The organism is Uliginosibacterium sp. TH139, assembly GCF_002855595.1.
Classification (GTDB): domain Bacteria; phylum Pseudomonadota; class Gammaproteobacteria; order Burkholderiales; family Rhodocyclaceae; genus Uliginosibacterium; species Uliginosibacterium aquaticum.
This window is the reverse complement of the sequence record NZ_PKRR01000003.1, coordinates 211040-225642: the sequence shown is the minus strand read 5'-3', so window position 1 is coordinate 225642 and position 14603 is coordinate 211040. Positions and strand designations below refer to the sequence as shown.

The window sequence follows — 14603 nt, the reverse complement described above, 5'->3', positions numbered from 1 at the left end:
CTGGATTCAGGCCGGCCGGCGGATCTGCTTGTATTCCGTGCTGCCGGGACGGGTGTAGCGATGCAGGATGAAGTCGGCCAGCACCACATTGCCGGCGTTACCGCTGCTGTTGTGGCTATCGCTCAAGCGCTCGGCGAGGAACAGCCGGCCGAGCAGGGTGCTGCGCCAGGCTTCGCCGCCCGCAAGCTGATAGAAACGGGTGCGTTCCAGATGCGCACCCCGCAGCAGGCGGATCGCCTCGCGCGGCGGCCGGGCCATGATGGTGGCGAGCGTCATGCTGTTGAGCACGACGGTGTCCAGCGCGTCATAGAAAGCACGGGTTTCCTGGCCGCTGAAGGATTCGTAGTAGCGATGCCAGTCCTGCGGATGCAGCGGGATCAGATCAGTTTGCGGTTTGGTCAGCCAGTACAGGTTCCAGGCCACGGCGTCCTGGTACTTGTACATGAGGCGGAAAATGCAGTGCTCGGTGCCCGGAATGGCGTAGTACTCCGGTGAGCGCGGGGCATACATCAGGGACCCGTTCCAGAATTTCATGGTGCTTCTCCAGCAGCGGCGGCAAAACTGCCGATCTTGTCCGGAGTAACGGGCGGTGACGGGCGAGCTTGAGTGCGGGAAAGCCTGGGCTTTGTAAAACTTGGTGCCTCAGCTACGGGGATGGAAGTGCACCGGCGTGCTTTCAGCCGGTTTTTCGCAGCCACCACAACTGCCGCAGCCGCTGTTGCAGGCTGCCGGGCTGCCAAAAAGCCGGCTGGCTACAGCCTCTGGCAGGCCTGCCTTGCGGGAGGCCGCGCCGATCAGCAGGGAGAGCTTGGGGGCCGCTTTGCGCAGGGCCCCCCACAGGCTGAAGACCAGCACCAGCGCGAGGATGACGGGTTCGAGCGAGGCGTAGCTCATGTCAGTGCGGCCGTGATGTGGAAAGTGAGGAAGGCTGCGCCGTAGGCGAGGCCGGTCAAAAGAGCTGCCCACACGGCGGTGGCGCGCCAGGAAGCGGTTTCGCGGCGCACCACGGAGAGCGTGGCCAGGCACTGCGGGGCGAACACATACCAGGCGAGGAGGGCGAAAGCGGTGGCCAGCGACCATTCGTTGGCGAGTGCCGTGCCGAGGATCTGGGCAGTTTCCTCCTCACCAGCGCCGGAGATCGCATACACCGAGGCGAGGCCGGAGACGGCTACTTCGCGTGCGGCCAGACCCGGAATCAGGGCTACGCAGATCTGCCAGGAGAAACCGATCGGCTCGAAGAAGATGGCCAGGGCGCGGCCGATATGGCCGGCGAAGCTGTATTCGATAGCCGGGCGGCTCCAGTCTGCCGGCGGGGTCGGGAAGGTGGCGAGGAACCACAGCAGCACTGACAGTGCCAGGATCAGGGTGCCGGCGCGGCGCAGGAAGATCAGGCCGCGTTCCTTGAGGCCCAGCAGCACGTCGAGCGGATTGGGCAGGCGCCAGGCCGGGATTTCCATCATCAGGGCCTGTTCTTCCGCACCGCGACGACCGAGTAGGCGGGCCACCCAGGCCACGCTCAGCGCGCCGAAGATCCCGGCCATGTAGAGCGCGAAGAGGGTCAGGCCCTGCAGGTTGAACACGCCACCAATGGCGCGGTCCGGGATGAAGGCGCCGATCAGCAGGGCATACACCGGCAGGCGGGCCGAGCAGGTCATCATCGGCGCGACGAGGATGGTCAGGAAGCGATCGCGCGGATCCGGGATGCTGCGGGTGGCCATGATGCCGGGAATCGCGCAGGCGAAGCTCGACAGCATCGGGATGAAGGCGCGGCCCGAAAGGCCGGCGCCGACCATGAAGCGGTCCAGCAGGAAGGCCGCGCGCGGCAGGTAGCCGGATTCTTCGAGCACCAGAATGAAGAAGAACAGGATCAGGATCTGCGGCAGGAACACCAGCACGCCGCCGACGCCGGCGATGATGCCGTCCACGATCAGGCTATGCAGCAGGCCTTCCGGTACGTGTTCGCCGACCAGAGCGCCGAGTGCGCCGATGCCAGCCTCGATACCGTCCGAAAACGGCCCGGCCCAGGCATACACTGACTGGAAGACCACCAGCATGACGGCGGCGAGGATTACCAGGCCCAGCACCGGGTGCAGTACCCAGCGGTCGATGGCGGCGTCGACCGGGCTGGTCGGGCTCGGCATGCTGACCGTGGCGGCCAGGATGCGGCGGGTTTCGGCGTGCAGGTCGGCGTCTTCCGCAAGTTTTGGCGGAGCCGGCGGCAGGTGGCCGTCGAGGGCCGCGATCAGGTTGGCCGCCCCCTTCTTCTTGATGGCGATGGTCTCAATGACAGGGATGCCCAGAATGGCCTCAAGTGCCTGGGCATCGATGCGGATGCCACGGCGGGCGGCGGCATCGGCCATGTTCAGGGCCAGTACCATCGGGCGGCCGAGGCGTTTCAACTCAAGTACGAAGCGCAGGTGCAGACGCAGGTTGGTGGCGTCGGCCACGCACAGCAGCAAGTCCGGCTGTTGTTCGGCCGGATGCTGGCCCAGACACACGTCGCGGGTTACCGCCTCGTCAGGGCTGGTAGCGTTGAGGCTATAGGCACCGGGCAGGTCCAGCACGCGGGCATGGCGGCCTGAGGGCAGTACGAAGAAGCCTTCCTTGCGCTCGACGGTGGCGCCGGCGTAATTCGCCACTTTCTGGCGGCTGCCGGTGAGGCGGTTGAAGAGGGCCGTCTTGCCGCAGTTGGGCACGCCAACGAGGGCCAGGGAGAGCGGGGTGGTGATCAGGCTGGCGCTGTTCATGCACGGGCTCCTGGCAGTTCGATGGTGATGCGCGCGGCTTCCGAGCGGCGCAGGGCAAAGCGTGTGAAGCCGATCTGCACCAGCAGAGGCTCAGCGCCGAAAGGTCCGTGGGCGACCAGACTGACTGGCTCACCCGCTACAAAGCCGAGATCGCGCAGGCGGCTGGCGATCGGATCGGGGCTGCCTTGTTCGCAGACCTGCAGGACGGTGGCCGGCACACCCGGCGTGAGTTCGGACAGCTTCATGGTCATCAGTATGCGATGTGTTGCAATTGAGAATACTTCTCATCGACTGTTTTGTGAACAGGGTTTTATCAAGCCTTTGCCAAATCCTGTGTCTTCGCCAATAATTACTGACCGGTTAGTCATTTGTTTGGCTGACGGCCCCGGTGGTTTGTTGCCTTTCCATTCTTTGTTGTCTTTGCTGCACTCCCCCTGCTTGCCTTCCATGACCCGTGCCATTCGCCAGCGTCGCAAGGAAACCCGCCCGGCCGAACTGCTGGCGGCGGCGCTCGACGTTTTCGTCGGCAAGGGTTTCGCTGCCGCACGCATGGAGGACATTGCCCGCCGTGCCGGCGTTTCCAAGGGCACGGTGTTTCTTTATTACGAGAGTAAGCAAGCCCTGTTCCGGGCCGTGGTGCAGGAGGCGGTGCTGCCGCACCTAGCGGCCGGCGAGGCCTTGCTGGCGCAGCACGCAACCGATCCGGCGCAGCTCTTGCGTGAGTTGCTGCTGCGGTACTGGCAGGTGCTGGGTAATCCGCGCTTGGGCGGCATTTCAAAGCTGGTAATGGCCGAGGCGGGCAATTTTCCAGAGATTGCGGCCTTCTATCACGAACATGTCGTGCAGCGTGGCCACGCCCTGTTCGCGACGGTACTGGAGCGCGGCATCCAGGCTGGCGTGTTTCGCTCCTGTGATCCGCTGATGATGTGCCAGCTGGCCATTGCCCCGCTGATGTTCAGTTGTCTGTGGCAGCAGTCCTTTGCTGGCTGCGAGGCGCAGACCGTTTCACCCGATCTTTACGTTCAGACCCATCTGGACATGTTCATGCGCGGTTTGCTGTGCGAGCCGCCTCCTGCCAGGAGTTCCCGATGAGAAGTACCATTTTCCTGATCGCCAGCGCCCTGACGCTGTCTGCCTGTCACAAGGCGCCCCCTCCGCAGGCGGCGCCGCAGGCGGCGGTGGTTATCCGGGCTGGCAGCGCTGCGGGCGTGAATACCTTGGCCTACGCGGGCGAGGTGCGCTCGCGCTACGAAGCCGATCTGGCTTTCCGCGTGGCCGGCAAGCTGCTTGAGCGACGCGTGAATCTGGGCGACACGGTACGCAAGGGGCAGGTGTTGGCGCGGCTTGACCCGGCAGACCTGGGGCTCTCGGCCAAATCCGCCGAAGCTCAGCTGGCGGCCGCCGAAGCGGATCTGGCCCTGGCCAAAGCCGATTACGAGCGGGCGCAGCATCTCTTTGCACAGAAATTTCTCAGTGTCAGCGCTGTGGATGCGCGGCGCAGCCAGTTCGATGCGGCTCAGGCTCGCCGCCAGCAAGCCCTGGCTGCGCGTGAAGTGGCGCAGAACCAGCTGGGCTATGCACAACTGGTGGCCGAGCGAGATGGCGTGATCACGGCGGCGCCGATTGAAGTAGGCCAGGTGCTGGCGGCTGGTCAGCTGGTGTTGCGGATTGCTGACCCAGCCCAGCGCGAGGTGCTGGTGTGGATTCCGGAATCCCGCGTGGCCGGCCTCAAACCAGGTCAGGTGGCCCAGGTGCAGGCCTGGAGTGCGCCGGACAAGCTCTATTCTGGCGTGCTGCGCGAGCTTGCCGCGAGTGCCGACGCCAGTACCCGCACCTATGCCGCCCGCATCAGCGTGACGGCGCCCGACGAACATCTGGGCCTGGGCTCCACGGCAGCGGCGGGTTTTGTGCTGCCCATCCCTGCCGGAGCGAATATCGAGCTGCCGCTGGCCGCGGTGATCCGCGGCGACGGGGGCAAGGGCCGGGTGTGGATCGTCGATGAGCAGGATCAGGTGCAGCCGCGCGAGGTGGAGGTGGCGGCCTGGGGAGATGAGAAGGTGCGCCTGACGGGGGGCGTGAAGCCCGGCGAGCGGGTGGTGACGGTGGGGGCCCATGCGCTGTCTGCCGGCCTCAAGGTGCGGCCGGTGGAGCAGGGCGCACCGGTGGTACTGGATGTGAAGCGATGAAAAGCTTCAATCTTTCCGACTGGGGGCTGCGTCATCCGCAGATCGTGTTGTTCATGATGCTCGTGGCGACGCTGATCGGTCTGTTCTCCTATACGCGTCTGGGTCAGAGCGAAGATCCGCCCTTCACTTTCAAGGTGATGGTGGTGACCAGCAAATGGCCGGGCGCCAGTGCGCTGGAAGTCGAGCAACAGCTGACCGACAAGATCGAGAAGAAGCTGCGCGAGATGAACGAGGTCGAGACGCTGAGAAGCTACTCACGCCCGGGGGAGTCGCAGATCATCGTGGTGGCGCGTGATTCGCTCAAATCCAGCCAGATGAAGGACATCTGGTATCAGGTGCGCAAAAAGGTGGGCGATATGCGCCACACCCTGCCGACCGGCGCCCAGGGCCCTTTCTTCAATGACGAATTCGGCGACACCTTCGGCAACATCTTTGCGCTGACCGGCGAGGGGCTCTCCTACACCGAACTCAAGCGCCATGCCGAGGCGATCCGCCTGGAATTGCTGCGCCTGCCGGACGTAGCCAAGGTGGAGTTCTTCGGCGAGCAGGAGCAGCGCATTTACATCGAGTTCTCGCCGCTGCGCATGGCGACCCTGGGGATCGACCCGAAGACCCTGATGGCGGCGATCTCGGAGCAGAACAGCAAGCTCGCCGGCGGCTATTTCGAGCTGCAGGACGAGCGCGTGTTCCTGCGTGCCAAGGGCGAATTTGTGTCGCTTGACGACATTCGTGCCCTGTCGCTGCGCGCGGGCGGGCGCACCCTGCGCATCGGCGACGTGGCCGAGGTGAAGCGTGGCTACGTTGATCCGCCAGCAACCAAGATGCGTTTCATGGGGCGCGAGGCGCTGGGCATCGGCGTGTCGATGCGTGAAGGGGGTGACATCATCGCGCTGGGCCGCCACATGGATGAGGCCAGCGCGAAGATCGAAGCGCAGTTGCCACTGGGCGTGAAGTTCGAGCGGGTGGCCAACCAGCCGCGCGCGGTGACCGAGTCGGTGCAGGATTTCGTACGTTCGCTGACCGAAGCGGTGGTGATCGTGCTGGCCGTGAGCCTGCTCTCGCTGGGTTTTCGTACAGGCGTGGTGGTGGCGATCAGTATCCCGGTGGTGCTGGCGATCACCTTCCTGTTCATGTACTACTTCAACATCGGCCTGCACAAGATTTCGCTGGGTGCGCTGATTCTCGCGCTGGGCCTGCTGGTGGATGACGCCATCATTGCGGTGGAGATGATGGCGACGAAGATGGAGCAGGGCTGGGAGCGCGCTCGCGCCGCGGCCTTTGCCTACACCTCGACGGCCTGGCCAATGCTCTCCGGCACCCTGGTCACTGCGGCGGGCTTCCTGCCGATTGCCACGGCAGCTTCTTCAACCGGCGAATACACGCGCTCGATCTTCGAGGTCACGGTGATCGCGCTGCTCGTTTCGTGGGTGGCGGCGGTTCTTTTCGTGCCCTTCATCGGCTACTGGCTGCTGCCCGATTTCTCCAAGCGCTCCGGCAAGACCGGCATCCTTGTGCGCCTGCTGGCAAAACTGGCGCCGCGCCTCGCGGTGCGCCTGATCGAGCGCAGCCACCATACCCACTCCGAAGCAGCGATCTATTCCACGCCCTTTTACGCGCGTTTTCGCCAGACCGTGGGCTGGTGCGTGCAGCATCGCTGGATGGTGATCGGCGCGACCCTGCTGGCCTTCGCCGTGTCAATCTGGGGCTTCCGTTTCGTGCCGCAGCAGTTCTTCCCGGATTCGACTCGCCCCGAGCTGCTGCTTGATCTGCGTCTGCAGCAAGGTGCTTCGCTGAAGGCTGTGGAGCGTTCGGTGGAGCGCATCGAGCACTACTTGCAGCAGCAGGAAGGCATCGAAAACTACGTGGCCTACGTGGGCGGGGGGAGCCCGCGCTTCTATCTGCCGCTGGATCAGCAGCTGCCGCAGGCCAACTTTGCCCAGTTCGTGATCCTCGCGCGCGGCATGCCGGAGCGCGAGGCCTTGCGTGCGCGCCTGATCGAGCTCTTCCAGCAGGAGTATCCGGAGCTACGCGCCTCCATCAACCGGCTCGAGAACGGGCCGCCGGTGGGCTTCCCGGTGCAGTACCGGATCAGTGGGCCGGAGCACGAGCGCATCCAGCAGATCGGTAGCCAGCTGGCTGGTGTGATGCGCGCCAATCCGCATCTGTCGAATGTGCAGAAGGACTGGGAGGAGGCCTCGAAGGTCGTGCGTCTGCATGTGGACACCGAGAAGGCGCGGCTGGCCGGCCTGTCCCGCGAAGCGGTGCAGCAATTCCTTGCCACCGCGCTGAACGGTGTGTCGGTGAGCCAGTTCCGCGAAGGCAGCGAAGTCATCGAGTTGCAGATGCGCAGCAGCCGGCGTGATCTGGGCCTGGCTTGGCTTTCCGAGCTGGTGATCCCGGTTGGCAGCAGTCGCGGCGTGCCCCTGTCGCAGCTCGCCACGCTCGAATATGACTTCGAGCCGGGTCTGATCTGGCGCCGTAACCAGCTGCCGACGGTGACCGTGCGTGCCAGCCTGTATGGCCGCGTTCAGCCGGCTGAAGTGGTCCAGCAACTGGCGCCGCAGATCGAAGCGATCCGTGCCTCTCTGCCGCTGGGTTATCACCTTGAAGTGGGTGGCGCGGTGGAAGAAAGTGCCAAGGGCGGCAGCTCGGTGGCGGCCGGCGTGCCGCTGTTCATCATTGTGGTGCTGGCGATCCTGATGCTGCAGTTGCAGAGTTTCGCGCGCATGTTGATGGTGGTGCTCACCGCCCCGCTGGGCATGATCGGGGTGACGCTTGCGCTGCTCGGTTTCGGCCAGCCCTTCGGCTTCGTCGCCATGCTGGGCACCATTGCGCTCTCGGGCATGATCATGCGCAACTCGGTGATCCTGATCGACCAGATTGATCAGGACGAAAAGAACGGCGTACCGCCTGCGCAGGCGATCGTCGAAGCCACCGTGCGGCGCTTCCGCCCGATCATGCTGACCGCCCTGGCGGCCATCCTGGCGATGATCCCGCTATCTCGTTCGGCCTTCTTTGGCCCGATGGCGGTGGCGATCATGGGGGGGCTGCTGGTCGCCACGGTGCTGACCTTGTTGTTCCTGCCGGCGCTGTATGCCGCCTGGTACCGGGTGAAAGAATGTAAGGCCTAAGGGCGGGGCCGGCGCGCACAGGCTAGAATTCCCGGCTTACGCCCCCGCCCCCATACAGGAAGGAAACAAGAATGGATATCGAACAGGCCCGCTTCTACATGATCGAGCAGCAACTGCGCCCTGCTGAGGTGCTCGACCCGGCCGCCCTGGAGGCCGTATCGCTGGTGCGTCGCGAGCGCTTCGTGGCGCCAGCGCAACAGGCCCTGGCCTTTGCTGATGTGGCGCTGCCCCTGCCGGGCGGGCGCAAGATGCTGACGCCCATCGTGGCTGGCCGCCTGCTGCAGGCTGCGGCGCCCAAGCGGGGCGAGAACGTGCTCTTGATCGGCACTGGCTCAGGCTATCTGGCCGCCCTGCTGGCCGTGCATGCTACGAGCGTGCGGGTGGTGGAGGCTGATCCGGTCCTGGTGAGCCTGGCGCGCGCCAATCTGGCCCATGCCGGGGTAGCCAACGTAACGGTGGAGGAGGCTGACGGCTTGCAGGGCGATGCGGCGCATGGGCCGTATGACCTCATCGTAGCGAGCGGTGCGGTGCGCGAAGTGCCGGCGGCCTGGCTGACCCAGCTCAAGCCGGGCGGCCGCCTGCTGGCTTGCGTGGGCAGTGCGCCGGTGCTCTGTGTGCGCCTGTACACGCCGGCGGGCGGCAGCCGTGCCCTGTTTGAAACCTCGGTGGACGCCTTGCGCACGCCGGCGGCCGCCTTCGCGTTCTGAGCGCGGCATCATGGTGACGCCTTTGAGTGCTGAAGACCTGGCTGCCTGGCTGGCCGATGGCGGGCGCGCCGCGCCGCTGTTGCTGGACGTGCGCGAGCCCTGGGAGGTTGAACACTGCGCGCTGGCCGGCATCACGCCGGTACCGATGGCCGAAATCCCGGCGCGGGCGCATGAACTGCCGGCACAGCAGGCCGTGGTGTGCATTTGTCATCACGGCATGCGCAGCCAGCGCGTGGCCTTGTTCCTGGCGCAACAGGGTTTTGAAAATGTGTATAACCTCACGGGTGGCGTGGATGCGTGGGCGCAGCGTGTTGATCCGGCCATGCCGCGTTACTGAATTTCTGGGAAGTCTGGAGTGGGAGAGAACATGAAGCGTATTGCCCTGTCCGTCGCGCTGCTGTGTGCCGGCAGCGTTCAGGCCGCCGATCTGCTGGGCATCTATCAGGACGCGCGCCAGAGCGATGCCAAATACGGCGCCGCCCGCTACCAGGTGGAAGCCGGGCGCGAGAAGCTGCCGCAAGGGCGCGCTGGTCTGCTGCCGACGATCAACCTGAATGGCGCCAGCACCTATAACAACCTGGATGCCAAGCTGCCGAACGAGCGTGAGTATGGTTACAACACCAACTCCTACACCTTGCAGCTTTCCCAGCCGCTGTTCCGCTGGCAGAACTGGGTGGCCTACAAGCAGGGCGAACTGCAGGTGGGCGTGGCCGAAGCGCAGCTCACGGCAGCCGAGCTGGATCTGATGGTGCGCAGCACCCAGGCTTACTTCGATCTGCTCAACGCGCAGGATGTGCTCACGGTGCAGAGTCAGCTCAAGAAGGCTTCGCGCGAGCAGCTGGATCTGTCAAAGAAAAGTTTTGAAGTCGGTACGGTCACGATTACCGACGTGAATGATGCGCAATCCAAGTACGACATCGTGTCGGCACAGGAAATTGCGGCCCAGAACGATGTGAACGTGAAGCGCGAAGCCTTGCGTGTGCTGATCGCCAAGGAGCCGCCGCAATTGGCGCGTCTGCGTGATGGCGTGATGCTGGAGCCGCCGATGCCGGCAGATGTGGAGCAATGGGCGCTGTCCGCCCAGAAAAATAATCTGGATGTGCAGGTCGGCCAGCTCAACGCAGAAATCGCTGCGCGCGAGGTGGAGCGGACCCGTGCGGCACATCTGCCGACCATCGATGCGGTAGGCTCCTATGGCCGCAATCATGGCGCGGGCTCTACTTCCTCGCAGAGCGAGTTCGAGTATCGCAACTGGCAGGTTGGCGTGCAGGCAACCCTGCCGATCTTCGCCGGTGGCGGCACCCAGTCCAAGGTGCGCGAGTCGCAGGCTTTGTCGGCCAAGTCGCAGCAGGATCTGGAGGCGGCCAAGCGTAACGCCGCGCAATTGGCCCGCTCAGCCTTCCTCAGTGTGACCAGTGGTGTGGCCCAGGTGAGAGGCTATGAAGCGGCTGTGGTGTCGAGCCGCAGCGCACTGGAGTCCAACAAGCTGGGCTATCAGGTGGGCGTGAAGATCAACAAAGATGTGCTGGATGCCCAGAGCCAGCTCGCTGACACCGCCCAGAAGCTGGCCAAGTCGCGTTACGACACGATCATGGCCCAGGTGAAGCTTAAGCAGGCAGTGGGCAGCCTGAGCCTGAAGGATCTGGAAGAGATCAACGCCTTGCTCGAACGCTGATTGAAGAAGGCTTCAGGATCACGAAGGGCGCGGCAACGCGCCCTTTTCATTGGTTGGTGGCGCTGGCTAGCAATGCAGTAATCGCCTGCAGGGTGCGCTCGGTCGCCCCACGGTTGGCGGCCGCAAAGGCTTCGCCGGCGGCTGCCATGGTCTTGCGTGCAGAAGTGTCCGCCAGCAGCTCACGGCAAGTGCGCAGGGCTGTGTCGAGATCCGCGCAGCGCCGGGCGGCGCCGGCTTCGATGGCTTTCATGGCGGCTTCGGTGAAGTTGAAGGTGTGCGGGCCGATCAGCACCGGCGCACCGGCTGCGCAGGCCTCGATCAGGTTCTGCCCGCCCAGTGGCTGCCAACTGCCACCGATGATGGCTACCTCGGCCATGCGGTAGTAGGCCAGCATCTCGCCCATCGAATCGCCGAGCCACACGCGCGTATCCGGTGTGATCTGCAGGCCAGCGCTGCGGCGCTGCAGGGTTAGCCCCAGCTTGCTGACCATGGCCGCCACTTCGTCGAAACGCTGTGGATGGCGCGGCACCAGCACCAGTAGCGCGTCTGCCGGTGCATGGATGAGGAAGGCGGCGAGCAGCGCGCCTTCTTCTCCTTCGCGGGTGCTGGCGGCGAGGATCACTGGGCGCCCGCCCGCAGCGGCGTGGAATTCCGCGCCGAGGGCGAGCTGGGCTGGCGTCAGCTCCAGATCGAACTTCACGTTGCCGCTCACGATCGGCTGCACAGCGCCGCAGGCGGCGAGGCGGCTGGCGTCATCCGCCGTTTGCGCCAACACCTTGCTGAAACGACCGAAGCTTGTGCGGGCGAGCTGGCCGAGGCGTTGATAGCCGCGTGCCGAGCGCGCCGAGAGGCGGGCGTTGGCCAGCAGCATCGGCACGCCCGCCTGCTCGGCGGCGCACATCAGGTTTGGCCACACTTCGGTTTCCATCACGATGCCCATGTGCGGGCGAGCACGGGCGAGGAAGCGGCGTTGGGCCCAGGGAAAGTCGTAGGGGAGATAAGTTCGTACGACACGCGCTTCCTTGCCGAACAGCTCTTCGCTGGTGGCGCGACCGGTGGGGGTCATGTGAGTGAGCAGGATTTCGTGCTGCGGATAGCGAGCGAGCAGGGCTTTCACCAACGGCTGGGCGGCGCGGGTTTCGCCGACCGAGACGGCATGCAGCCAGATGCGCGGCGCCTGACCTGCGCGTGGCGCCGCGCCGAAGCGCTCGCCCAGATGCTGCAGATACTCCGGCTGCTTGCGCGCACGCCACGCAAGGCGCAGGCCGATCAGGGGCAGGGCGAGGTGCCACAGTGCGGAGTAAAGCAGGCGATTCATGGGCGGATCTTCTTCGTCAGCAAGGGCTGCAGGGCGGCGAGCACTTCGGCCGGCGCGGGACATTGCCCCCTGCCACCTAGGTTGAACGCGCGCGGGCCGGCGTAGACGCCGGTCAGCCCGGGTTCGGTGGCCACATAGAGCGCCACGACCGGGCGATCCAGTGCAGCCGCAAGATGGGTCAGGCCGGTATCCACACCGACGATGCCGGCGGCCGCGCCGAGCAGCCGGGCCAGCTCACCGAGCGAGGAGGGTGGTGCCAGCTCGGCACCGGGGATGGCGGCGGCGATGCGGCTTGCTCGTTCGCGTTCGCGCGCCGAGCCAGCCGGCAGCACGCAGCGCAGGCCCTCCGCAGCCAGCGCTTGACCCAATGCCTGCCAGTGGGCTTCGGGCCACAGCTTGTCGTCCCGGCTGGTGGCGGTGAGCAGCACGCAGTAAGGCTTCGCTGTATCGGTCGTGTCGACATGCAGTCCGTAGCGCAGCGGCAGGTCCGGCGAATAGCCGGCGGCCGCGGCAGCCAGCCAGCGGTTGCGCTCCACCGCGTGCGCGGTTTTCGGGATCGCGTAGCGGCAGTCGTAGAACCAGGCGGCGAGTGGCTCGCGCGCGGCTTCGCGACTGTAGCCACAGCGCAGGCCATCGGCCATGCGGGTCAGCAGCGCACTTTTGAACAGCCCCTGGGTGTCGATCACGAGGTCATAGCAGTTGGCGCGCACGGCCTGCCGGAATGCACCTATTTCCTGCCAGGTGATGCGTTGCGTGAGCTGCTTGCGCCAGCGCCGGACGGCGACCGGAAAAACCTGACGCACGCCCGCATGCAAGCGCGGGATCTCGGCGAAGCTTTCTTCCACCACCCAGTCGATGGCCAGCTTCGGCCAGTGATGCAGCAGGTCGCTGACGACCGGCAGGTTGTGGATCACGTCGCCGAGCGAGGAGGTTTTGACGAGGAGGACGGAACGCATGCGCTAAGGGGAATCGCCGGGTCTGGCATAGAATGTGGCCCGGATTGTAAACCCTGGCCACTGCTCATGAGTGCTCGTCTTCCCTTGTCAGCCGTGCTGATCACACGTGATTGTGTCGGCCCGCTGCGCGCCACGCTGGAATCCCTGGCGTTCTGCGCGGAGATCATTGCCGTGGATTCGGGTAGCACGGATGGCACGATCGAGCTGCTGGAATCTTTCGGCGCACGTGTGATCCGCGAGGAGTGGCGTGGCTTTGGTCCGCAGAAACAGTTCGCGATCGAGCAGGCTGCGCATGACTGGGTGCTGTGCATCGACTCCGACGAAATCGTGTCCGAGGCGCTGCGCGTCAGCATCGAGCGCGCGCTCGTCCAGCCGGCCTATCAATGTTACGAATTTCCGCGCTGCAATCGCTTTCTCGGCCGCTATCTGAAGCACGGCGAGGGCTATCCGGATCTGTCGCTGCGCCTGTTTGACCGTCGCCACGCACGCTGGTCCGACGACATCGTGCACGAGCGTGTCATCACGCTCGGTGGTGTAGGCCTGCTGCGCGGGGATTTGCTGCACCACTCCGAAGACACGATCGAAAGCTATCTCGCCAAACAGAACCGCTACACGACGCTGGCGGCCAAGGCGCTGGTCGAGGAGGGCAGGCAGGTGTCGGCAGGCAAATTGCTGCTGAGCCCTTTATTCCGTTTCATCAAGTTTTACGTCATGCGGGCTGGCTTTCTGGATGGCCTTCCTGGCTTGATACACATCCTGATCGGCTGTTTCAACAGCTTCGCCAAGTATGCGAAAATGATCGAGTTTTCGCGGCGTTGAGGCCGCGTTTGTTTTTTCAGCAGCCTGGGCTGCAGGATGGGAAACGACCGGCATGAAAGTCCTCGTCACCGGTGCGGCCGGCTTCATCGGCATGCACACCTCGCTCGAACTGCTCAAACGCGGCGATGAAGTTGTCGGTATCGATAACCTCAACGACTACTACGACCCGCAGCTCAAGCACGACCGCCTCGCGCAGCTCACACCCTGGCCGAACTTCCGTTTCATCAGGCTTGATATCGCCGATCGTGAAGCTCTGGCAAAGCTTTTTGCGGACGAGAAATTCGAGCGCGTAGTGCACCTGGCCGCCCAGGCCGGCGTGCGCTACTCCCTGCAGAACCCGCATGCCTATGCCGACTCCAATCTCGTCGGCTTCGTGAACATCCTCGAAGGCTGCCGTCACAACGCCGTGCAGCACCTCGTGTACGCCTCCAGCTCCAGCGTATATGGTGGTAACGAGAAAACGCCCTTTTCCGAGCAGGATGCTGTGGACCATCCGGTGAGCCTCTACGCGGCCACCAAGAAGGCCAACGAGCTGATGGCCCACACCTACAGCCACCTCTACAACCTGCCCACCACTGGTTTGCGCTTCTTCACCGTATATGGCCCCTGGGGCCGGCCGGACATGGCGCCCTGGTTGTTCACCAGCGCCATCCTCGAAGGTCGCCCGATCAAGGTCTTCAACCACGGCAAGATGCTGCGCGACTTCACCTACATCGATGACATCGTGCAAGGCGTGGTGCGTACGCTCGACCGCCCGGCCGAGCCGGACGCCGCCTACGATGGCCAGGCTCCCAATCCCGGCACGTCGCCGGCACCCTACCGGGTCTTCAATATTGGCAATCAGGACCCCGTGCCGCTGATGGACTTCATCGCCGCTATCGAAACCGCCACCGGCAAAGTCGCTGAGAAAGACTTCCAGCCGATGCAACCGGGCGATGTGCCGGTGACCTCGGCGGACGTGTCGGCGCTGACGGCCTGGACCGGCTTCGCGCCGGGCACGCCGCTGCTGCAGGGGATGCAGCGTTTCGTGGACTGGTATCGCGCTTATTTCCGCACCTGAGCGA

The 14603-nt window shown here is 64.7% G+C and carries 14 protein-coding genes; 8 read left to right on the top strand and 6 right to left on the bottom strand.

Annotation, left to right across the window (positions count from 1 at the left end; all coding sequences use genetic code 11):
* Positions 1-6 precede the first annotated feature (6 nt).
* The 4 genes from C0V76_RS08110 to C0V76_RS08095 form a co-directional block, all read right to left on the bottom strand.
* Positions 7-534 carry a hypothetical protein gene (locus tag C0V76_RS08110; protein WP_101941889.1) on the bottom strand — a complete coding sequence of 176 codons (528 nt, stop codon included), beginning with the start codon at positions 532-534 and terminating at the stop codon, positions 7-9.
* A gap of 108 nt (positions 535-642) precedes the next feature.
* The gene (locus C0V76_RS08105; protein WP_101941888.1) at positions 643-894 is read right to left on the bottom strand and encodes a DUF6587 family protein; all 252 of its coding nucleotides are present in this window, start codon (positions 892-894) and stop codon (positions 643-645) included.
* On the bottom strand, positions 891-2747 hold the full coding sequence (locus tag C0V76_RS08100) for a ferrous iron transporter B (RefSeq protein ID WP_101941887.1): 1857 nt from the start codon (positions 2745-2747) through the stop codon (positions 891-893). The genes C0V76_RS08105 and C0V76_RS08100 overlap by 4 nt, the downstream gene beginning before the upstream one ends.
* On the bottom strand, positions 2744-2992 hold the full coding sequence (locus C0V76_RS08095; RefSeq protein ID WP_101942228.1) for a FeoA family protein: 249 nt from the start codon (positions 2990-2992) through the stop codon (positions 2744-2746). The genes C0V76_RS08100 and C0V76_RS08095 overlap by 4 nt, the downstream gene beginning before the upstream one ends.
* Before the next feature lie 202 nt (positions 2993-3194).
* Between C0V76_RS08095 and C0V76_RS08090 the strand changes: the two genes are divergently transcribed.
* The 6 genes from C0V76_RS08090 to C0V76_RS08065 all read left to right on the top strand — a co-directional run bounded on the left by C0V76_RS08090 (position 3195) and on the right by C0V76_RS08065 (position 10446).
* A complete protein-coding gene (locus tag C0V76_RS08090) occupies positions 3195-3839 on the top strand; it encodes a TetR/AcrR family transcriptional regulator (protein ID WP_101941886.1) in 645 nt (214 codons plus the stop codon).
* Positions 3836-4933, top strand: coding sequence for an efflux RND transporter periplasmic adaptor subunit (locus tag C0V76_RS08085; RefSeq protein WP_101941885.1), 1098 nt, complete (start codon positions 3836-3838; stop codon positions 4931-4933). The genes C0V76_RS08090 and C0V76_RS08085 overlap by 4 nt, the downstream gene beginning before the upstream one ends.
* A complete protein-coding gene (locus tag C0V76_RS08080) occupies positions 4930-8064 on the top strand; it encodes an efflux RND transporter permease subunit (protein ID WP_101941884.1) in 3135 nt (1044 codons plus the stop codon). Before C0V76_RS08085 ends, C0V76_RS08080 begins: the two co-directional genes overlap by 4 nt.
* A 71-nt stretch (positions 8065-8135) precedes the next feature.
* Positions 8136-8771, top strand: coding sequence for a protein-L-isoaspartate O-methyltransferase (locus tag C0V76_RS08075; RefSeq protein WP_101941883.1), 636 nt, complete (start codon positions 8136-8138; stop codon positions 8769-8771).
* A gap of 10 nt (positions 8772-8781) precedes the next feature.
* The gene (locus C0V76_RS08070) at positions 8782-9108 is read left to right on the top strand and encodes a rhodanese-like domain-containing protein (RefSeq protein WP_101941882.1); all 327 of its coding nucleotides are present in this window, start codon (positions 8782-8784) and stop codon (positions 9106-9108) included.
* A 30-nt stretch (positions 9109-9138) separates the two neighbouring features.
* Positions 9139-10446 carry a TolC family outer membrane protein gene (locus tag C0V76_RS08065; protein WP_101941881.1) on the top strand — a complete coding sequence of 436 codons (1308 nt, stop codon included), beginning with the start codon at positions 9139-9141 and terminating at the stop codon, positions 10444-10446.
* Between the two features lie 46 nt (positions 10447-10492).
* On the opposite strand, the gene waaA is transcribed toward C0V76_RS08065, so the two are convergent.
* Both waaA and waaC read right to left on the bottom strand, forming a co-directional pair.
* Entirely contained in the window at positions 10493-11764 is a 1272-nt protein-coding gene (gene waaA / locus C0V76_RS08060) for a lipid IV(A) 3-deoxy-D-manno-octulosonic acid transferase (protein ID WP_101941880.1), read from the bottom strand.
* Entirely contained in the window at positions 11761-12720 is a 960-nt protein-coding gene (gene waaC, locus C0V76_RS08055; protein WP_101941879.1) for a lipopolysaccharide heptosyltransferase I, read from the bottom strand. Before waaC ends, waaA begins: the two co-directional genes overlap by 4 nt.
* A 66-nt stretch (positions 12721-12786) precedes the next feature.
* On the opposite strand from waaC, the gene C0V76_RS08050 reads away from it, so the two are divergent.
* Both C0V76_RS08050 and C0V76_RS08045 read left to right on the top strand, forming a co-directional pair.
* Positions 12787-13539 carry a glycosyltransferase family 2 protein gene (locus C0V76_RS08050; RefSeq protein WP_101941878.1) on the top strand — a complete coding sequence of 251 codons (753 nt, stop codon included), beginning with the start codon at positions 12787-12789 and terminating at the stop codon, positions 13537-13539.
* A 52-nt stretch (positions 13540-13591) separates the two neighbouring features.
* Complete coding sequence (locus C0V76_RS08045; protein WP_101941877.1) at positions 13592-14599, top strand: NAD-dependent epimerase; 1008 nt, start codon at positions 13592-13594, stop codon at positions 14597-14599.
* Positions 14600-14603 lie beyond the last annotated feature (4 nt).